The organism is Anaerotignum lactatifermentans DSM 14214, assembly GCF_900142265.1.
Classification (GTDB): Bacteria; Bacillota; Clostridia; order Lachnospirales; family Anaerotignaceae; genus Anaerotignum; species Anaerotignum lactatifermentans.
Window position 1 is genome coordinate 15,158 of record NZ_FRAH01000028.1, and the last position, 21,505, is coordinate 36,662.

Here is a 21,505-nt window from a genome sequence, read left to right on the forward strand (position 1 = left end):
ATAAAATGCTTATCACTAGATGTTTTATTTGACTTGAATATTAAATGTACCAGGGCTTTTGATCTCAATAATTCCGCCGTAAGCGCAGGTCAGTTTACAGTTTTGATTCAGCGCAGGTTTTCCGCCAACCAAAACTGTGGGAGAACCAGGCATCCATGTTCCGGCTATGACCGGAATACAAGGCATAGGAGTCAATGCACCCATAGCTGCGGCGGTTGCAGCAGCTACTGTAGGATTTGCCATACTGGAACACATGCCAAAAGGCATGATATTCACCAGCGGAACGCAATCAGCAATGCTTGCCATAGGCATAGAAGACATGACCCTTGCCGTTGGCAACACATTAAATACAGAAGGCGCCATACCAAAACTGCACTGCAAAATTGCACCTCCTAGTACACCATATCCCATTTTCAACAACTCCTTCTAACTAAAATTAGTGATTGTTTTCTACTATTTGTCCATCAGCTTTTAACAGAAGATACTCTGTTTGCTTTCTAACAGCTATCTCACAAATACCTTGTGCATCAGCTGTTCCATGCATCAATGGATAGAGACCTGTTTTAATTTTTTTGTGTTCCTTTTTTAAAGGCGCTGACAAGGTACAGATATCATGCTCCATATTTTGCACATAAACGATTTCAAAATCATCTGGATTGTCTTTTGCACATAAAACCATAGCAGCACCATCCAACTGCCATTTTCTATCTTTGTATATTTTTATGGAAGTGGATCCTTTTTCGCCCTTTTCCAACAGTCGAATTGCAGGTTCCTGTTCCTTCTCTAAAGCGAATATCCTTTCGTGAGGAGTGCAGGAAACACGCAGCCAGTGGATATCAGCTGTTAGATGATATCCCTTTTTCGGTTCTGCCCAAAGATTCAAAACGGTTTCTGAAGAAATATCTGTGGTGTCAATTTCCATTGTTCCGTAAATTCCGCTCTGGATAAGAATGGTTTTTGGTTTTTCATTGCCAACAACCACGAAAAATCCATCTTCCTTTGGAAGTATCTTGGCATGGTTGTCACAGGAAAAACGAAAATATTCTTTCTTTGCCGCACGAAAGGTCAGACTGTCAAAAATCCTGAATATAAGCTGTACATAAATAGAAAACCTATCCTTTGCCATAGTCTTATTCCTCCGCTGTATCCTGCATTTCCACAGTAAATTCTGTAACTCTGCTGATGCGTTTTTCCTTTGTGGATTCCAATTCTACTGGAGTAACGCGATAGCAGAGAGAAGTCTTGTAGGGTTTTGTTGTATCATTCCATAGCTTCATTTTTTCTTCTGTAGTCAAATCCAGCAGCTCAATTCGAATATCTGCTTCTGTTGTATCATTGCCGAAAGATTCCCCGCTGATCATGGAATGATCTGCCAATATCTGCATGACTCGTCCTAATATCCGTTGCTCCTGTACAGCTCTGAATTTGATATCACTGGAAGAATATGCCGTGATCATATAATATAGGCTCAAAATCAAAGGAGGAAATTTTTGTCCAGTATAGCTGTAATTTACCATACCGCTTCTTCTCAAATCATGGTTTTCTTCAATATCATATAAGTAAATGCCAACAGAAAAATCACCTTTCTCATCTGGTCCGCAAAGACCAATACTATTTTTGTCTGCAATCAGATCCGGAACCATCCCGTCAGAAAGCAGATCGACGATTTTTTGGCTAACTTCTGAAATTACTGTATACCTTCCCATAATTTTCTCCTTTTATGCTGTATGATTTTAACCGTCATTTGTTTTCTCTTCTGCACTGCCTTGCTGGGTATCAGATTGGCTTTCTTCAGAAACCTCCTCAGAAGATTTTTCTTCCTGAGCTGTTTCTTCTTCTGGTTCCTGACTTGGTGTAACAAGGACGCCCTCGCGGAACTCTCCTTCTTCCACTACCTGTCCTGTAGCGGAATCATACAGTGTGCCTGCGCCATGATACTGTCCAAGCAAAAATTCGCCTTTATATTTTACTGCTCCGTTTGCATCGTAAAGGGTTCCGCTGCCGTCATACATACCCAAATGGAAACTGCCTTCATATTTCTTATAGCCAGTACGGGTATCATACAAAATCCCCTCACCATCATATAAGCCACTTACGAAAGCACCTTTGTATTCCAATGTTCCACTATCTGCATGATACTGTTTCCCTTCACCTTCATAGAATCCATCTTTCCATTCGCCGTCATAGATCAGCACTTCGTTTTCGTAAGCTTTTCCACTGCCGTTTTGCAGACCATTTTCAAAATTGCCATCGTATACCAGATTGCCTTCTTCGTCATAGAGTTTTCCCTCTCCGGTATATTTGCCATTTTCGTAGCCGCCTTCATAACGAATGGTGCCGTCTTCATATCTCAGTGTGATATTGCCTCCGGTAAAGCCATTGATGATTTCTTCCTGAGACAAATCAATCATGCCGTTTTCATCATAATTGAATGTAATATCAGGGGCAACATTATCGAATTCCCCTTGATATACGACCTCGCCATTTTCGTACAGTGTACCGGTTCCGTTATAGTTTCCTTCTGCAAATCCGCCTTCATAGTACTTTTCACCGTCTTTATATAAGATACCTGTACCGGAGAAAACGCCTTTTGCAAATTCGCCGCTATACACCAGAACACCGTCCATATCATAAAGGTCACCTTTTCCTTCGTATACGCCATTGGCAAATTCACCTTCATACATTTTCTCGCCATTGCCGTAATATCTGGTTCCTTTTCCTTCATATACGCCGGCAGCAAAATTGCCAACATATTTTTTTTCACCGCTTTTATAGAACAATGAACCACTGCCTTCGTAAGCATTCATAGAAAAATTGCCCATATACTGTATTGCACCATTTGCATAATACAACTCTCCAAATCCATCAAACGCATCCATTTGGAAATTTCCAGTGTAAATCAAATTTCCAGATGTATCATAGAGCGTGCCCTCTCCGTTGATACGTCCATTATCCAGCCGACCTGCAAAAAGCAATGTGCCAGTATTTCGGTCAATCAGTCGTACTTTTCCAGTGTATCCCGGAATTTCATCTGAATCAATGGGCATAGTATTTACCAGAAACTTCTGCTCAATGACAGGATATGCATAATTGATGAACAATGCTGGCAGAACGATTGCAAACAATAGGAGTATAAATAGAAGTCGTTTTGCAATATAATGTTCACCAATCAAAACATATGCTTTCAAAGTCTGCGGTGGCTTCTTCAGTGTTTTAACTTCCTGCAGGACATCATTGGTTGCTCGTCTTGCTATAGAACTGGGCTGCACAAGCGTTTTTACTTTGCGGTACAAATTTGAAGCAGGCATGGAGAGTGTCCTGCCCATGCGCCTCAAGTATATATCCATGCTATCTTTGAAGTTAGATGAATTGAATGATTTCATACGTTATTCCACTCCGCTCGCTTGTGTTTCCTCTGTTTTGGCTTCCTCAGTTGTGCCAGTTTCTTCTTGTTGTGTATCGTCCGCAGAAGATGCATCTTCTGTTGTTGTATTTTCAATTTTTACAGTACCGATGGATTTAAAATTCTCATGAATGCCTGGCTCTGCAAATAAGCCAATGATGGATACCACCAGATAAGCCAAAGCTAAAAGTACCAAAGCAGGTTGTACCAATTTCTTTAAAAAACGTCCAATGTCTTTGATACGATCCCAGATTCGAAAACTTAGGCTATATGGCTCCAGATCTTCTTTACTTTTTTCAATATAAATCTGATAAATCTGCCAGAACTTTTCATAGATTCCAATATATGAATCGATTGTTTCATGTTTCAAGTCATAAACCAAAGAATATAATTCTGGAATCGAACGTTGCTTCATCTCCTCAGAGAAAATAAACACAATGACTTCCCCTAGGGATTTGGCGCCATTTTGAAAATTTACATCATCGAAGTCATTTAAATGCCTGCAGTCATACAGAAAAGAAATCTCTCCATCTGATGAAACATGAATCAGGTCTATATCCATGGTTGCTTGAAAAAAATAATCAGACAAGTTCAGGAACAATATCTGTTCCAACAGGCTTTTCACAATTTCCAGACGTTCCTGTATACCACATTCCTCGGAAGAGATTTTTTGTTTCAATGAAACGCCTTTTGGGTACTGAAATAAAACGACTAACTGCTCCCCATGAATGAAAAAATCAAGGAGATCAGAAAAATTTTCATGCTTCATCTCCTCTGTGAGAAAGCCAATTTCTTCATTTCTCATAGAAGAAAGTTTCTGACAAACAGCACTATACAGTACGTTTTCAGGTGCGCCCATTTCATAGCAGATGTATTGGCACACATCATTGCCTGCCATATATTCCTGTATCACGACATATTTTTTGTTGAGATTTCTAAGAATCATTGATGATTACTCCCTTACAACAATAAAAATCGAAGATTTCAGTTCCGGCACTTCCTGGCAGTATGCCGTTACTTCATAAATTCCTGGAATTCCTGGTGCAGTATATGTGCCATCAGATGCAATACTGCCGCTTTCGGGACCATTTGTTGTCCAAATAATGGTTGCGTAAGGCATATTTTCGCATACTGCCTTTAAGGAATAAGACTCCCGCACCCGCAGTTCCAGTTTATTGGGAACAATGTACAGATATCTTTCCTGATCATCTTCTAATTCAGGCAAAGCATCTGCAACAGCCCGCCAATGAACATTGATAAACTGTTTGCTGGTAGGTTCGATCATTCTGACACCAATGGTGAAAGTGCCCTTTGAAGTGTCAACTCTAGCTGCCAACTCTGCTTTTACTTCCATGTCATAAAACATATCCCCTACACCATAATACAGCATTTGATCCTGCTGTATAGAAAGGTCTAAATGTACAGGGCCTAGCCCAAGACCATGAACGATTTCCTGGGAGAAAAAGATCTGATCTCTTTTACCGCCAATGCCCAGTGAAATCTGAACAACACCGCTGGCTTTTCTTTCGGGATGTGTCACCTGCGGAACGCCTCTATATTGCATGTGTTCCATTGGTGGTGTACATTGCTTTCTATCTTTCAAAGCTTTCAATTCCTGCTGCATTCCGTGTGTGATTCCCATCAGCAGAAATGTACTATAAAGATACTGATGAAAAGGAACAGTAGAAACATGTTCAATCATGTATGTTTGATCCAGTTTCATCAAAGAGATCTTTGCCAGATAAATTCCTTGAGGATAGTTATTGCGGACAGTTTTTTCCATAACTGTTTCAAAATATCTATCCACCATTGATTGAATGTTATCTGTTTTTGTCAAAGGAATCTGAATGGTTTTCTTTTCTGTTGGATGCAGAACATCCCTGCCTTCCTGAATGAGGACATTTTCCGGCTGAACATGAATGACAATACTACCATGCTCCAGTTCCATTGCCTGTAATACGAAAGTTTTGCTTAGCTTTTCTCCTCTTTCCAGAATAACTTTATCCCATTTAGCCTGCAAATAGGTTTCTTTACCACAAAATGCGCTTTCAATGGTTTCTTCCAGTTCTGCTGAAATCTGTACAGCATTGCTGATGTTTTCCAAAGAAATAGTAGTTTCCAGCTGTTCGCCAGCTTTTACGCTGAGAGGAATTGTTTGTGTAATGCGAATCTGATAATCCTCATAGAGAATTTCTTTCTTTTCAAATAGCCCATCCAGTGTCAGGTCATAGTTATCGGGTTCCTGATCAGTCAGATAGAGGTGATAGTTATCTCTTGTCTTATCAAAAACATCTTCTTGTTTCTGCTCACCAGATGCAACATTATAGGCAGGTACTTCACCGTGTTCCTCGTAAGCAATGCAGAGATATGCATAATCGCCACGCCCCTGTTCCATAATGGCATCAAACCCATCAATGGTAGAAAGACGATATACAGAAGGTACGTCAACCATGATTTCTCTGCCGGAAAAGTCAAAGGCAACACCATCCTCTACGGAAATACTCTTTTCATCTACCATAACAACGCGCAGACCTGCTGCAATACCTGCTCCATGCAGAAAGCGGTTATGGAGACGTCTTTTATCGTTGTAATACTGCTGATCCTGTATAAAATCCTGTTCTGTCAAAAGTTTACCGTAATAATAACGGTTTCTCTCAAAAGGATAATATTTTAGATTGTTCATAATGGAAAATGCCTCCTTTTATTCCTGCTTTCCAATGGATGTGAGAGATACCAAAGACAGTCCATCCAAACGTGTTGGCTTATAATACCCCAGTCCACTATTCACACCCAAGTATGTATGCTCTCCCAAAATCATATATTGACGCAACGCTACCAGACGTGCTTCCATATGTGCCGGAGAAACTTCTTGTATCAAATTTAATAATGCTTCTTGTTCTCTCTTGCCGGAACAATATTTTTCTTTTACCAGAATCAAAAAAGTATTTTCATCTGTGCCATACAATTGATCTAAAAATTCTTTTTTATCGCTATATTTCCGATATTCGCGGATTTGCCACTGTTCTATGATCAGAGGCGGTTCCCCTGTAAAAAGTTCAATTACATCAAGCAATCCCTGGCGTGTGCCACGCTTGCGAAACACAGCAGGTGCCATTCGGATAAGGTTTCTCAGTTTATCCTCGCTCCAGATATTTGTATTGACAATATTCAGCCATTCCGCCATGAATTGCAGAAAATCCATTTCTGTTACAGCCGGTTCCAAAAGTGCCGAACTATTTTCAAATCTTTGATTAAAATCATCGTATATGGACTGAAAAATACTTAAGTATTGATCCAGAAAAGTTGCACTTTCTCTATTTTTTTCATAAACGGAAGGAAGATAATGAAGCCAGTTTTTTGCGGGGAAATACAGAAACATATTCTCTATTCCAACGTTTTCTTCCTGACCGGAATAAATTTCTATGCAAAACCAGATATATCTGCCTTTGATATCATGCAGCAGTACATCTGTTTCATTAAGAAACTCTTTTTTTAAAAAAGGGCTTAATATCTTTCTTTTTTCTGCGGCAGTCAGCTGCTCCTGTAAAATTCGTTCGATGGATGTAATAGCTCCATTCCACATCATTTCATTCGTTTCAGCTGAATAGATCCAAAAATGGACACCTGTTCTAAATACTGGTATTGCACAGGTCATTCTATGCCATGCCATTTCTTTTTCGCCGCTGTCCAAGACTCTTGAAAAGAATACCCCTTTCTGTCCGCCCTTCAAAAGCTGAATTCCATGCTCTGTGCAAACAAGGTTCTCCAGATATCCTCTTTGATAGTCCATAGGTTTATTAAAAACAAAATATTTCATTTTGTCACCTGTCCTGTTAACGAATTACAATACAATCGACTTTTTTCAGCAACAATACGCCTAGTGGTGGAAGCATTACATCCCCGTTTTTGTTTCTGCTAATTCTGCCGCCTCTGGCATCCACATAAAGCATGTAGATCTCCAAAACTTCTTCCAATCCATCAATACAAGCAAACAAGGCACTGTAGCTGATTGTTGGTCCAAAGCCTTTGAGGTTTGCGAAAAACTGTCTAACAGCGTTTTCTACACTTTTTTCTGCGTGAAGATATTGTGGTTTGATGCGAAGTTCCGTATAAACCGCTGCTTCGATATAGACGGGAGAATAGAGCTTTATGCTTGTACCGATCAAGCGCCGCTCCATAAGCCGATGATAAATATTTTTCTGGTATGCATCGGATAAAGGTGCATATCCATTTTCTGAAAAAGGTCTTACGACAATACGTACTTCATTGCCATATTGAACATCGTGAAAACCAGATGCGTCCAATACTTTGCAGTCCCAAATTCGCAGACCAGGAGTTTCCATAACCAGTCTTTCATAATCACCTGCACTGATTGCACGTTCATCGTTGTGCAGAATTTTACGTGCTCTTGCAAAGGATTCTGCCAGTTCTTCCGGTTCTCTTCCGCCCCATGCGTCTTGAATATGTTCTGCATCAACTGCTGGCAGATCATCAATAATCTCTATTTTCTGCCCTGCTTTAATGTTTCCATCATTTCCAGCAGAAAAACTACAGGAAACAATTCGAATTTCTGACTCCGGCATTCTCCCTCTGATGCCGTCGCCAAAAAGAATGCAGTTGTTTTTTTCATCTACCACATAATGCCAGTCATCAGGACCAGAAGCATCAAAATCTGCTACTTTTATCCATTGACGAAAATATCCCTCATTACGCATGCTGCTAACAAGAATTTCAAAGGAATCTGCAAGAAGTCCTTTTTGCTTTATTTCATAACGCTGATTTGGCAATCCGTTCCCGTAGGCAAGTATGCGCTGTCCATAAAAATCTCGTTCATAAAATGCTACTTTGGTTGCTGCTTCAGGTGTTGATTCTATGTAGCAGCCATTTTCTTGATTCCAAGCATAATAATCTGATAGAATATTATCTTTTTTCCATATTTTTGCCTGTTTCATATCCCCAAAAGTAGCTTTTGTATCTTTTTGCACCAAAGGAATGTCCTGAAAACTAATTTCTATAATAGCTGGTGAAACATCAAATTCATCACGTGTAAGCGTAAATTTTAGAAAATACCCGTCAATTTTTTCTTCTGACGTATACGCCATATCATTTGAAATGGAAAAAGTTATACCACCACTGCGAATAAAGCCCAATGTCTCGTCTTTAGCCAATATTTCTACATCTTTTGTTCCATCAAAATAGGTTATTTGAACATGTGAAAGCGGTACAAAACTGGAAGGATCCGTTATAGGATTTCTTTCCACACCGTAATGATCATCTAACGCAATGGACAGCCGATAGTTTTTTTCTTTTTCCAGAGGCTTTTTTAGAGCAAGGAAAAACTGGTTACCGCTTTCAGTGTTTTTCCCAAAAGGATAGAGAACCATATTTCCATGTTTTTCTGTGTGGTCAAAGTGAAAACAGAAAACATCACCATGTTTTGGCTTAACAATGGCATCCTGCAAAATATCCCCAGGAATATGCGCAAGCTCCTTATTTTCATAACATAATCCATTTATGGTAAACTTGGTACCTACGGGAATGGTGATAGGCTGTTCTGATAGGAGTTTTATAGTTGTTTGGGCAGCATGTCTGCTCATAGGAACAACACCAATCAGTTGCAGAAACTTTTTGCGCATGCTGTCATTGGTTTGGTCGATATAAAATTGTTGTGCTTCTTTCAAGAAAGCAAATAATTCCAAAATGGTGATACCTGGATCATGATAGTTGTAATCTGTCCATTGAGGATAGATTTCTGCTATCTGACTTCTGGCTTTTTTGACAATCTCTTCAAAGCCAATCGTATCCAAACTGATTTCAGGCAGCATACCAAAGCCTCCTTATTCTGTACTTACAAAAATTCGGTGTTTCCCATCTACAGGAAGTGCAAAAGGATATTTCCGCATTTCCTCCATGTTCAGTTCGATCACCTCACCGCCGCGATAAAGATTCCCGGAAATGACCAGGTTGCTGATCTCTTTCACGGACAGAATAGATTTGATGACAGTTTCTATTTGGCTTCTGTTTGGCAGAACACCCACAGAGAAGCCGTTGCCGGTGAAATTACCGGAAATGGGATTGAAAAACGTGTGCAGTTTTTGTATAATTTGACGTTTACACTGGAAGATTTCGTTAAAATCCTGCACTTTTACTTCCGCTCCCACTTGTATTTCGATAAAGTCAGGCGATACAATCTGTAAACGATTCTGTGTCAGCAGCTTTTCAAAGACTTTATCTTTCATGTATTCCATAATGATATCTCTCAATGAATGAAAGTAATAATGACTTTTTTCATAATCTTTTTGCAGAATTACCAGTGTAATATATCCGCTTTTTCTGCTTCCATCTGCCATTCTTCCAGTAAAGCAAAATGCGCGATAAACCATTCTGGATGCTTCTTTTGCCAATTTTTCATAATCTGCGGCTGTGACTGCGCGATGATGATGTTTATAGGCAGCAGCAGTTCTTTCCATAGCTTCATCCGGTGTTTCTTTATTGCATCCGCCAGAGAAACCAATGGGATTCCATACCTGATTAATGAAACCGTAATTCAATTCTGTACCTGTTATGGCACCTTTCTGCAAATTCCCTTCTTCTCCGCCGCCAATCCGCATATTTACATAAATACCATTGGCAACACCTGGTGGCGGCAAACGATAATTCGTACCAGCAGAAAATCGCAGAATTCCATTTGCCTTATCTAAAGTATATTTCCTGCCATCTTCTGGATTTTCATAGAAACTTTCTGTCTGTTGCCAAAGAACCCAGGTTTCTGTATTATTCGGGTTTACATTGATGAAACGGATGCGTCCATCTTTTTGAAGACTGTTTTGTTCTGCTTTTGATAAATTGCCTGTTTCGTTTACCCAAATCTGCGCATCGAATATAGGACGGTGCAAAAGCTGAAATTCTGGTACCGCAGCAAAATCCTCGTATGTAAGGGATTCTTCTACATCTGTACGCAGAGTCCATGCCTTTACACTGTTTATTAAAAATCCTTCAGCCAAAGGTAAATCTTTTTTTGGTATATGGTCATAGCCACTGAAAATATCTTGTATACGAATCCAATAGCCCTCTTTACCAAAACAAGATGTTTTTTCGAAATCAGGTTTGCCATTAAAACTGATCAACCCACTATTTTGGAATCCCTTTGTTTCATCAGCTACATTTAGATCACGCCACTTTCCGTTGCCAAAGTATTGCCACTTCAAACGCGGTCTTTCACGTAATGCTGCCGCACCTAAAAGCGCTAAAATTCGAATCGGTCCTTGCTCAAGAGAATTGCTAAAACAGCAATATACAGCAGGGACTTGGTCTCCTGCCAAACGGATGGGACTGTATCCGCGTAAAGATTGGAAACAGTTTTTGGCTGTGTTTAACTGATGTATGCCATTATTTTCTTCATATAAATATTGCGGAGGCAACCCTTTGCCCTGATATTCATATAAAAAATATGTTTCCGAAAGCATAGGTACAATATACTGACCTTTTGTTTTAAATCTATTATCCAGATTTACAATTCTGGCTCTAATACATCTGCTTTCTACAGAATTGACAATCACTGGTGCCATATCTAGTGGACAAATAAAACGCAGTGTTTTTTTCTGGCGCCCCGTTCCAGCAATGAGGCTAAATACTTCATCGTATCGGTTATCGTCAAAAAGACGCACCCAGCCTGTTCCGTTAAAGTACTCCCAAAGAACTTTGGTAATGGAAATATCATATTCGGGATCGACACGTACAGCACTTCTTGGCATAATGAGCCGCCAATCGATCTCCATTTTATCTGTCAGGTTTAAAGGAATTTTGGTAAAATCCATTAGAAAAGACATGGTAACTTCTGAACCTTTTTTGCTGAATACATCATCACAGGAAAAGTATACTTCCTCATAAATGGAAAGTTCTTCTCCAAATGGAGAATAGTATCCATGGGTGTCTACGTCTGTTCCTGCTGCATAAATGGCTTGTGGTGCAATCATTGCAGCTCTGCTTTTTAGCCTAATTTCACCAATGGACATACGCTCAAAGGATCTGCCATTTTCAGTTTCATATCGAATCCAGAATTGATGGATGCCATCAATTTCTTTTTCGCACCATGGCACCTGTCCATTCGCCTTTACAAAAATGAGCTTTCCTTCTTCCACACGATATTGTGCAAAAGGTTCATAGCCTTCTTCAGTGGAATAGTAAAATTTCCCACTGGAAATCAATAAACGCAATATTCCTTCGGAAACAGTATGTCCGTCTACTGTACAAAGCACTGCTTCTACCTCGCCGCCTTGGGAAATATCAAACAGAGAATCGTGTCCAATCATAAAAACATGATGCTGCAAATTTTCCCCATCGAAGCCAAAAAGACAAAACGGTTTTTCTTCTGTTTCATCCCAGAGTTTCCCGATGTAGTCCAGTTTGTCATTGCTTTCATAGACTGCCTGAAGTGTAGATGGAGCAACAAAAACATCTTCACGTGTTTCAACAGGAATAATATCCCCTGCATTATCTGTGACATCCGTTGTCAAACGTGTACCTGCTGGAAGTTCTGTTCCCTGAACTTCATCGTTTACTACCCGAAAGGATACATAACCATAAGCAGGCTGTTCTGGTTCTAAAGAAGCATGCAGATTGTTAAAATAATCCGTACGCCATTTCAAAGGCAGTTCACTGTATCTACGCAAAGTATCCGCCTGCATATCTGCAAATATCATACCTAAAGCAGTGCCAATATCGGGATTATCGGGGTCAAATCTCCAATGAGGTGTATAAGACACAGATAATTCCTTAATGGAACGAATCAAATCCTCTTTGCCCAGATTATGTATCATTGGTATTTTATCCATCTGCATACCTCCTTTCTGCTGTTATAATTCAATGCCTTCGTTCATAAAGAATGGGAATACCAGATTGTATGGATTATTTGTTGAACGAACGACATAAGAAATGGAAATAATCGCTTTCCCTGTTTCTGTCATGCTTTGGGAAACTTCTACAGAAATCTCCCGGATTCTAGGTTCCCACTGGATCAGCGCTTCCTTTACTGCCTTTTCCATCTGTGATATTGTTGTGTAATCCAGTGTTGCAAAAGCAAAGTCATGAATACCGCACCCGAATTCTGGACGCATAAGACGTTCCCCTTTTTTGGTCATCAAAATAATATAAATGGCTTCTTTGATATCGTCTTCGTAGGAGGAAGTGCGAAATCTTCCCGTCGCAGGATCTGCCATGACTGGAAACCCCAATCCTGTTCCCAGGAACTCCTTGCCGTATTTTTCATCCTCCATCATTTCCGCCTCCTTAATTTATTTTGACCATACTGCCTTTTACTTCTGTAATGCCGCTTGCATTGATTTTCAGAGAACCGCTTGCATTAACTTCTGCAGTGGTTCCCTTGATGCTAACGGATTGACCATTGACTTTGAAACTCTGTTTTGCCTTGATATCCACTGAACCGACATTTACTGTTTCTTTGTTGCTGTCTAAAGTCACAAGTGTTGAACCATTGATTTTAAGCTCGATTTTTTTACTTGCGTCCAATGAAATACAGCCATTTTTCGCATCCAAAGTAATGCTGTTCTTATTGTCCTTATCTTGAATGACTACTTTGCTTTTTTCATCGTAAATTCCGATTTTCAGCCCTGCAGGAGTTGTAATTTCGATAGATTGTTTTTTCTCTTCATCGGAAAAAAGAACCTGACTTCCACCTTTGGTTTTAACGGTTTTATTGAAATTCTTTTTTTCAGGAATCCCTTTCGGAATAGGGCTTTGTTTATTCCACAAAGAACCAATGACAACAGGCTTATCCCAATTGCCTAATATAAATGCCACCAATACTTCTGATCCAATTTCAGGTAAGAAATATGCACCGTGTTCTTTTCCAGCATAAAAAGAGGCTACAGGAATCCAGCCACTTTTGTTTTTTCCTGTTTCCCCTGCGCTATATTCTACTTTTACCATTCCAGGATATTTTTCATCATAATTTTCCAAAACAATACCTGAAACCAATCCAGGTGCCTTAGAAGGCTCCTTTTCGGTTTTTAGCAGTTCATCAAAAAAATCCATCAATCCCATCCTTCCGTGGTAAAGTTTGTCAAAAATCCATTGTAATTGATTGTGTGAGTGACATCCGTAATGTAAAATTTCTTGTTGATTAGACTGTCTACACCAGATATTTTCAAAAATCTTCCAGGCACAATCTCAGGAAGTCCAATGCAGGTACCGGATGCTTTTTTATTTTCGTTTTTTGCTTCATTGCCAAACTTTTTGCAGCATCTGCTACATCAGACTGTGTTTTGCAATCAGAAAGGGCAACGACCTCAACCCCTGCTTTTATAACATCTGACTGTTTATCTCCACTTTTTGCTGCTGCGGAACCAATCAGATGAGTTTGCGTATCTGGATTGTAGCCATGAACTTCATAAATTTTGTTCAAATAGTTCAGACTGCGGCTGAAATTCTTCAATCCATTGTTGATACCTAAAGTGATGACAGGTGCTGCCACACTTCTGGGTTTACGAAAATATGCTTTATCCGCTACAATGAAAAATTCACGATCCACACGTCCTGCCTGGATCAGTTTCTTGGTGATAAAATCATAATCCGATTCCCTTTGAGAAACCACATCCGTCAATTTATCATTGGTATCGTCACACTTTAAAGAACAAAGAGCCGTATATCTGGTCATAATGGTTTTTACAATATCAGAATAATTCGGTTTGCTGTAAAGGGCATAGGGCTTGTTATCTGTCATCATCAAACGTCTGGCATCCATAGCGGTAATGGTAAAGAAAATACCATTTTCCACATCAAACTGGATATCTACAGAGGCAATAAAACCCTTGAACACTTCAGTAGTTGCAGACATATAGCCAACTTTTACGGTAACGACTTTTCCTGGAATGACTTTATCTTTTAACATGCTGTTAAAGCTGCTTTTTTCATAATCATATCCACTGTTGATGGTAAAAGAAGCACTGCCTGCATTTTCTGTAGACAATTTAATCTGCACTTGTTCAACAGAAATCCCCTTCTGTTCCAGCAGAGAAAGTCCGCCAATATTTAATTCAACCTTTGGTGTTGTAAAATCCTGATATTTTTCCCGCAGTTGTGCGTAAGTATAACTGCTGTCCATTAATCCCATGGTTCTGTCACCTTTTTCTCTTTATTGCAGTGCCGGAATTTTCAGCACTTGTCCCGGATATATTTGCAATGGATTAAGCAGTCCATTTGCCTTTGCAATCACACGCCATTTTTCACAATCTCCGTATTCCTCATAAGCCATACTCCATAGACTGGAACCTTCTAAAACAGTTCTATATTTCGTGCGGTCAGGAGATTCGAAAGGCTCTGTTTTTTTAGTCAATCCCTCTTCCTGAGCTTCTTTGATGGTCAAGTCCAGCTTTCCACGAATTGGCTTCCCAAAAGGATCAAACATAGTGAAAGTTTCTGTAACGGAAGTGATGACGCCTTTGAAATTCAGATTGCCCCATACAAAAGCTACCAGCGGCGGTTTATGGTCACTGCCGGAAACCTGTACAGCTGAAGTGATCTTTTTCATTGTATCCGTTACAGGTTTTACAGAACTGCTATCTTTAGAAGGACTACGCAGAGCCTCTCGAAGGTTGGCTGCGCGTCCTACTTCTCCTTCACTGTCAAAGAATAAGGTGGTTGTAAATTCCTTCTGCGCACCAGATAAAAATATCATTCTAGATACGTCAGTTCCGATGGAATGATCTTCTTTGTAGTTTGCGGAGCTTTTGATGGTATATTGAGAGGGATTGAATGCACATTCCACTTCTTCGACACTTTTGCCGTTATTTTTATATATTTTGATGATGGCTTTTTTTAAAGTGCTCATAAAGAATTGCCCTCCTTTTTAAAGTCCGCGTCGCATTTTTTCCAAACGAAGTTGACTCTGCATTTGATTCATGATTTTTTCTGTAACGATCGAAATGTCTGTGATATTTAGCATCTGTTTCTGCGTTGAGCGGATTTTATCAATTTCTTTTTGCTGCACATCCAGACGTCTCATCAGCTCCAGTACAGTTTTATTGTCTGCTTGCTCTTCGTTTTGACTGCGTTTCTTTGTAATAATATCATGCACTTCTGCCTGCATAGCTTTTTTGGCTTCCAATACCACTTCCGGTATTTTGGGAGGTGTCTGCACCATAGCATTGCCCTGGTTTTTTTTCACCACCACCATTTGGGCTATACCATAAGAATCTGGCTGCAAAAGTGCATTTTCCGGTATGTCTTGATTCATTACGCCAGAAAAATGGTGTATTGTCTGTAGTAAAGAACCATTGTTTACAATAGAATTTTGCAAATTCGATGTCTGATTAGCAGCAGCAATGTTTCTTTCTGAAGGATTCCTTTTCTGTAGTATGCTCATAGAATGATGAAAAACAGTTTGATGCTCCATAGGCATGTTCTGACCGATTTCATCAGTTTTCAGTTTTTGAACAGGGCTGCTTTCTTGTTTCGCTATTGTTTGTTGTAGCCAGTGGGTCATACGCTGCAAAATTATGTTCTCTACCATTCTTTTTTCTTCTGGTATTTGCAGAGAAATTTGTGTCGAAGAAGATTTTTCTTGAACGGAATGACTAGCAGCTCCAGCCTTTTGCTGAAGATTTTGGAAAATCATATTGACTTTCTGATTTTCCTGAACCAAATTCAAAAATTCGGCTGTTGCAGATTGATTTTCTGTAATGTGGTCAATCCAAATTTTCTTTTCTGCCTCGAAGGAATGATATGTTTCCTGCGTTTTAGAAAGTGTTAAAATTGGCTGGAGATGTGGATATTGCTGATGTGTTGCAGCCGTTTCCTGCAGCTCTTTCCATTGAGATTCTGTCAAAACAGATATGAATTTTGTCAGCAGATGGATGCTGTTTGTTGTAGTTTCCTCCATCGAAACAGGAATTTCTGTCCATGTTTTATAGGCACTTTCCTGCGCCTTTTTCCATGGTGTCAAATCGATCCATTCCGAAAGATTTTTCTCGATTTCTTTCTGATGGATCAAAATTTTTACAAGTTCAGTACTTACATGTTTATTTTGATTGATAAAGGTCATAGCACCACGTTTTTCAGCAGAAAAAACAGGTTCCATTTCAAATGGTTTTTGATGGCGCACCATTTCCAACAACGGTAAGATATATGCCTCATTTTGATGAATGGTCAATACAGATTTCACTTCCTGCCACTGGTTCTCCGTCAGATAAGAAAGCCATTCTGTTAAGCTATCTGAGGTATTCTGTATTTGTTCATCTGTAAAGGTATACAGATTCTCTTGGTCAATCACATCGGTGCCTTCGGTTTTTTCTTCCATTGGAAGTGTGATCCAATCTTCCATGGAATTTTTAAGAGATTCTTTGCTTTGCAGCAAATGAATGATTTTGACACTGGAATCTGTATGTTCTGTCAGATATGAAATAAGACCTCGTTTTTCCGCAGAAAATACTGGCTCTGCATTGGCAGACTTATGCTGTTCCATGACTTCTAAAATTGGCTTTATAAATACATTTTCGTTGTTTTCAACCAAAATATTTTTGATTTCTTGCCATTGATTTTCCGTCAAATAAGAAATCCATTCACCCAATCTTTCTGTTGTTTCATGAAGTACGGATTCAGAATAGGTCTTTTCCTCTTTTCCTTGGAAGAAGATTTTCTCTTGTTTCTTATTTTCAATTGCAGTTAAGGCGGACCGCAGTAATGTGATATACTGATGATTTTGTACATAGTCTACAAAAGCCTGTTTCTCCCGTATCCAATTTTCAACAGATAACAGATTCTCTTGCTGGGTTTCCTTGAAATAGGAACGGAGATTTTGTACATGGATATCTTCCTCTGACAACAGAAGTGACTTGAGATCTTGCCATTGGGTTTCAGTCAATTCTTTCACATAGCGCAAAAGCTCACTTTCTTGCTTTTTATTCTGAATTTTCTGAATTTCTTCTTGTTCTTTTACATAAGAAGCAATCAACGGCTTTGTATTTGTCAAAAATACTTCCCATTGTTCTTTTGTCATTTTTCGTACAGAAAGCATTTCAGTTTCCGTCATAGATAGCTCCGCAAGGAAATGGTTCTTTTCTTCTGTTCCCATGGATTCGTAAATATGATAAAACGCTCGCAGTTCCCGTTGCCACCGTTCTGTTGCAACGGTACCGGAAACTTTCTGCAAAAGAGAAATCTGATGATTTTCCGACCTATGCTTTTGAAAAAGATTAGATGATGCCACATTTGTTGTCATTGAGAAGGAGCGAAAATCTCTTGTGTTGTATTGTTCCTGTTGCATGGAAATCAATTTCAAATTCTGCTCCTGAATATTTTTCAATTCCTTCAATTGATGCAGCAACTCTTTTTGATGGATCGTCTGTTTTGTTGCCTGCAATTCTTCTTGCTTTTCGATAAAAGAAGAAACCAAAGGCATTGTATTTGTTAGGAAGACTTCCCGCTGTCCCTTTGACATTGTCTGAATAGAGCGTATTTCCAAATCAGTCATAGAAAGTTCTTGAAGAAATGATTCTTTTTCTTCTTTTTCCATGGATTGATAGACGTTGGCAAATTGCTTCACATTTTGTTTCCAATTGCTTGTTGTCAAGGTATCAATTGTTTTGCCGAAACGATAAATTTGTCGATTTTCCAAAATACTACCATTTTTCAAGCGCAGCCCCATGGGTTCTAAAAGAATCTCTTCCAACTTTCTTCCGTATTGACTTAGAGTAAATGCATTCTTTTTTTCATTACGGAAAATAGAATTAACTTCCTGTCTTTCAAAATTGAAAAGTGTACGCAGATTCCGAAGATTTGTGTATTGATTCTGAGTCCATGTGAAATCGGATTTCTGTTGCTGTGTTTCTACAAATACTTCCAATTGTCGCAGTACATCTTTTTCATTCAGCTTTTCCTTTGTTTCCAGCATTGACTTCTGTTTTTTTACAAAAGTAGTGATCAGAGGCAATGTATTTGTTAAAAATACTTCCCACTGTTTTTGTGTCATTTCCTGAACGGAAACCAGTTCTGTTTCTGTTAAAGAAAGCTCATGCAGGAAAGTTTCTTTTTCAGCTGTTTCCATAGAACGATACATTTGATAAAACTGCTGTATATCCTGTCGCCAGTGACCCATAGATAACATGTTGCTAGTTATTTGCTGACGATGTGTTATCATCTGGTTTTCTGAAGCAAATCTGTTTTGTGTTTTTTGTTCCACAGATTCTACAGCTGGAATATTATTATTTTGTATATATTTCTGTATCTTCTGAATTTCTTCAGTCAAGATTTGCTGCTTTTCAGAAGGTTTTATCTGCACAGAATCCAAATGAGGTACTCCATAGTTTTCCTCTGGAACTTCAAAGATGTTTTTTATTACTTGCTGCTGATTTTTTGTAATTTGGAAAATCCAGTTTGTAAGTTTTTCTGTAGTTTCTTTTACAGCAGGAGTGTCATGCATTTCCAGGACTTTCTCTCGTTCCTTCAAAAGAACTTCATCATTCAAAATATCTGTACTAGACAAGAATGTTTTGAAAAGAGAAGTATATTGATTATTTTTTATATAAGAAACAAAATCCTGTTTTTCCTGCATCCAGTTTTCATAGGATGTAGCCTGTGTTTGATTTTCAACTTTGTTGAAATAAGAATGCAGATTTTCATATTCAGCATGAACATTTTGTGTCAACGTCATTTTTAGTTGTTTCCACTGAACTTCCGTTAAATTCGTCATAAATGTCAAAACATCTTTTGTTTCAACAAGTCTTTTATTTTCTTCTTGTTTCGTTACATAAGAAGAAATCAACGGTAAAGTTTTGGTCAAAAACATTTCCCACTGTTCTCTTGTCATATTTTGCACAGAAAGAAATTCTGTTTCTGTTACAGATATTTCCTGCAAAAAAGATTCTTTTTCTTCCATCGACATACTTTCGTAAATCGTATGAAGTAGATGAACATCATTTTTCCAGTGTTCTGAAAACAATGGTTTTTGAAAAGAATCAAGAGGTTTATGCAGACGATTTTCATAAGCCGTTATCTTTTGGCTGACATTTGTCTGTATCTGCGTCAAAGGCTGAATATCCCAATTCCTGAGCTGATACACCGCATTCTGGGACATATGAACAGAAGAATGCTGAACAGATTGTTTTTGCACCAACTGTTCCAAAAGGACATTAGCTTCCTGTTTCAAAGATTCAACATAATTCAGCCAAATAGTGGAATTTTCACGTACTTCTTTTAGACGCAGTATCTCTTGCAGCATTTGATGCATTTTTTCTAATATGGTTTTTTCTTCTCTAGGTCCATGAGCTATCATGACCTTTAAATCCTGAAGAAGAGGCTGCATCTCCAGTTTTAAGAAATATTGGTTTTTGCTGCTGAAATCATAATTGAGCAACTGAAAAAGAAGGGAAAACATTTGATTATCCTGTTCTTCCCCTTCCTCTTCTTTTTTGAAAACCATGGAAGGTTCTGGAAAATAAAACCAACTTTCTTCTCTGTGCCGCACCGCCGCCAGCGGGTTCCATACAGAAGGTGTTCGATATTTTGTTGTTTGTGCAATGCTTCTTGCAGATGTTTTCATAGAAACCCCTTCTTATCACCCTATGGTATCTTAAACCTCAACCAAACCAGTGTGAGAAATTTCAATTCTCCTGATTAAAAGACTAGAACTCATGGCATCCAGCCCATCCGTTTCCCATTTCGTTATGATGCCATACTCAAATGTATATTGCTTTGCAATGGAACCATCACGCATAACCAAAATCATGCCTGCATTCACAATTGCACCCAAAGTCAGGGCATCATCCAATCCAGACGTCTGTACACCTTTTTCTAAAATCAAAGTGTCTGGAGACGTTTTTGCTTTTCGAAACATTCTTGGGCTATCATTGTATCCACCTTCCTCAATGGTCTCCAATTCCAGCTTCCCTGTAATATTGGTTACCTTTGCAAAGCTGTATATATCCAGATTCAGCCCAACAACAAATTGATTATTCGCTACAATAGAATCATGTATGCCATCCATTTTAACGCCACCGCCTTTTAAAGTTTAAACATATTTTCCGGTTCATCGTTAAGCTTGCGATTGATGCCGGAAATCTCATTGCACCAGCGAATCCGATCCAGATGGCTCATACTCATGATTTCATCATGACTCCAATGGACATAATAGGCAATAAATGCCGCTTCCTCATAAATCTTATCTGCCGGATAAGTTTTTATAGACCGGCTTCCATAAAATTTATGGGGACATCAATCTCCTTCCCACAGTGCGGGCAGATGGTTTTATAAACCGGAAATTCCATGGTGTTGATTCTCTGGTAAAGATCCTGTAAATATGCCAGATCCATGGTGAAAAGGTTTTCAATGACCCTTGTGTCAACGGCAGGCATAGAGCCCAGTTTGGTCACTACACGAGCCAGCAGGATAATGGTAAGATATCCGGGATTTTGCTGCACTCTTGGATCTTTCAAAGGCAGGATTTCATCCGCTGCATTTGCAAGACGCATGGTGCCTTCTTTATGCACATTCCCATCTTTGTCGATATAGCCTCTCGGCAATGTAAAATTAAACTCTGTTTGAAATGCCATATTCATTTCCCCTTATTTTGAAAAACAAGACCGCACAAAAAGGATTGCCTTTTCGTGCAGTCTTTATTATAGATCATTAAGATTTTAAGATACTCTGGTCATACCTTCATGCACGATTTCAAGTGTTTCAATTGCAATTTCAGAAGCAGTTGCATTAAAATCGGGTGCTGTGTATTTTGTGGGCCAAGCATTGATGATCTGCCAAGAAGCAGCAGGAGACTGTGTTTCGTTCAACAGTGTGATTGTCAGTGTTTTGCGTTCGATTGCGCCGTTGATGCCTGTTGTGATCCAGTCGAAGAGAACTCTGGAATCTGTTACACCCTGTTTCAGAGTGATGTTGCCATATTTCTTCAGACCAGGGATTTTCATGGGTGTTTCTGCTGTCATATCGCCTTCGCGGTATTCGATGGGTTCAATGGTAGCATCAAAACCGGTAACTTCAGAAAAGCCGCCAGCTTCCAGACCATCGATCTCAACTTTATATCTAAATTTTGCTTGAGGATAACCTGCCATTTAAAACTTACTCCTTTCGTTCTTA

18 protein-coding genes are annotated in these 21,505 nt (G+C 39.1%); all 18 read right to left on the minus strand.

Annotated features, from left to right (window positions below; all coding sequences use genetic code 11):
• Positions 1 to 24: 24 nt before the first annotated feature.
• On the minus strand, positions 25 to 411 hold the full coding sequence (locus tag BUB35_RS08945; protein ID WP_072851006.1) for a DUF4280 domain-containing protein: 387 nt from the start codon (positions 409 to 411) through the stop codon (positions 25 to 27).
• A 25-nt stretch (positions 412 to 436) separates the two neighbouring features.
• Complete coding sequence (locus tag BUB35_RS08950; protein ID WP_072851008.1) at positions 437 to 1,126, minus strand: hypothetical protein; 690 nt, start codon at positions 1,124 to 1,126, stop codon at positions 437 to 439.
• 4 nt (positions 1,127 to 1,130) lie between these two features.
• Positions 1,131 to 1,706 (minus strand): Pvc16 family protein, encoded by a 576-nt coding sequence (locus tag BUB35_RS08955; RefSeq protein ID WP_072851010.1) that lies wholly within the window; start codon positions 1,704 to 1,706, stop codon positions 1,131 to 1,133.
• 27 nt (positions 1,707 to 1,733) lie between these two features.
• Positions 1,734 to 3,308: an MORN repeat-containing protein gene (locus tag BUB35_RS08960; RefSeq protein WP_072851012.1), complete on the minus strand. Its 1,575-nt coding sequence runs from the start codon at positions 3,306 to 3,308 to the stop codon at positions 1,734 to 1,736.
• A gap of 78 nt (positions 3,309 to 3,386) precedes the next feature.
• Positions 3,387 to 4,349 (minus strand): hypothetical protein, encoded by a 963-nt coding sequence (locus tag BUB35_RS08965; RefSeq protein ID WP_072851014.1) that lies wholly within the window; start codon positions 4,347 to 4,349, stop codon positions 3,387 to 3,389.
• Between the two features lie 6 nt (positions 4,350 to 4,355).
• Positions 4,356 to 6,086, minus strand: coding sequence for a hypothetical protein (locus BUB35_RS08970; protein ID WP_072851016.1), 1,731 nt, complete (start codon positions 6,084 to 6,086; stop codon positions 4,356 to 4,358).
• An 18-nt stretch (positions 6,087 to 6,104) separates the two neighbouring features.
• Positions 6,105 to 7,220, minus strand: coding sequence for a phage tail protein (locus BUB35_RS08975; RefSeq protein WP_072851018.1), 1,116 nt, complete (start codon positions 7,218 to 7,220; stop codon positions 6,105 to 6,107).
• A 16-nt stretch (positions 7,221 to 7,236) separates the two neighbouring features.
• Complete coding sequence (locus BUB35_RS08980; protein WP_072851020.1) at positions 7,237 to 9,228, minus strand: baseplate J/gp47 family protein; 1,992 nt, start codon at positions 9,226 to 9,228, stop codon at positions 7,237 to 7,239.
• A 12-nt stretch (positions 9,229 to 9,240) separates the two neighbouring features.
• Positions 9,241 to 12,237: a baseplate J/gp47 family protein gene (locus tag BUB35_RS08985; RefSeq protein WP_072851022.1), complete on the minus strand. Its 2,997-nt coding sequence runs from the start codon at positions 12,235 to 12,237 to the stop codon at positions 9,241 to 9,243.
• A gap of 21 nt (positions 12,238 to 12,258) precedes the next feature.
• A complete protein-coding gene (locus tag BUB35_RS08990) occupies positions 12,259 to 12,681 on the minus strand; it encodes a GPW/gp25 family protein (RefSeq protein ID WP_072851024.1) in 423 nt (140 codons plus the stop codon).
• Positions 12,682 to 12,691: 10 nt separating this feature from the next.
• The gene (locus BUB35_RS08995; RefSeq protein WP_072851026.1) at positions 12,692 to 13,456 is read right to left on the minus strand and encodes a phage baseplate assembly protein V; all 765 of its coding nucleotides are present in this window, start codon (positions 13,454 to 13,456) and stop codon (positions 12,692 to 12,694) included.
• Between the two features lie 112 nt (positions 13,457 to 13,568).
• Positions 13,569 to 14,534: a hypothetical protein gene (locus BUB35_RS09000; RefSeq protein ID WP_072851028.1), complete on the minus strand. Its 966-nt coding sequence runs from the start codon at positions 14,532 to 14,534 to the stop codon at positions 13,569 to 13,571.
• A gap of 21 nt (positions 14,535 to 14,555) precedes the next feature.
• A complete protein-coding gene (locus BUB35_RS09005) occupies positions 14,556 to 15,251 on the minus strand; it encodes a CIS tube protein (RefSeq protein WP_072851030.1) in 696 nt (231 codons plus the stop codon).
• 18 nt (positions 15,252 to 15,269) lie between these two features.
• On the minus strand, positions 15,270 to 19,958 hold the full coding sequence (locus BUB35_RS09010) for a hypothetical protein (protein ID WP_072851032.1): 4,689 nt from the start codon (positions 19,956 to 19,958) through the stop codon (positions 15,270 to 15,272).
• Positions 19,959 to 19,988: 30 nt separating this feature from the next.
• Entirely contained in the window at positions 19,989 to 20,402 is a 414-nt protein-coding gene (locus tag BUB35_RS09015; protein ID WP_072851034.1) for a phage tail protein, read from the minus strand.
• A 17-nt stretch (positions 20,403 to 20,419) separates the two neighbouring features.
• Positions 20,420 to 20,599, minus strand: a complete 180-nt coding sequence (locus BUB35_RS19935) for a DUF6760 family protein (protein WP_072851036.1) — start codon at positions 20,597 to 20,599, stop codon at positions 20,420 to 20,422.
• Positions 20,596 to 20,967: a hypothetical protein gene (locus tag BUB35_RS09025; RefSeq protein WP_072851037.1), complete on the minus strand. Its 372-nt coding sequence runs from the start codon at positions 20,965 to 20,967 to the stop codon at positions 20,596 to 20,598. Before BUB35_RS09025 ends, BUB35_RS19935 begins: the two co-directional genes overlap by 4 nt.
• 84 nt (positions 20,968 to 21,051) lie before the next feature.
• Positions 21,052 to 21,480 carry a phage tail protein gene (locus tag BUB35_RS09030; protein WP_072851039.1) on the minus strand — a complete coding sequence of 143 codons (429 nt, stop codon included), beginning with the start codon at positions 21,478 to 21,480 and terminating at the stop codon, positions 21,052 to 21,054.
• Positions 21,481 to 21,505: the final 25 nt, after the last annotated feature.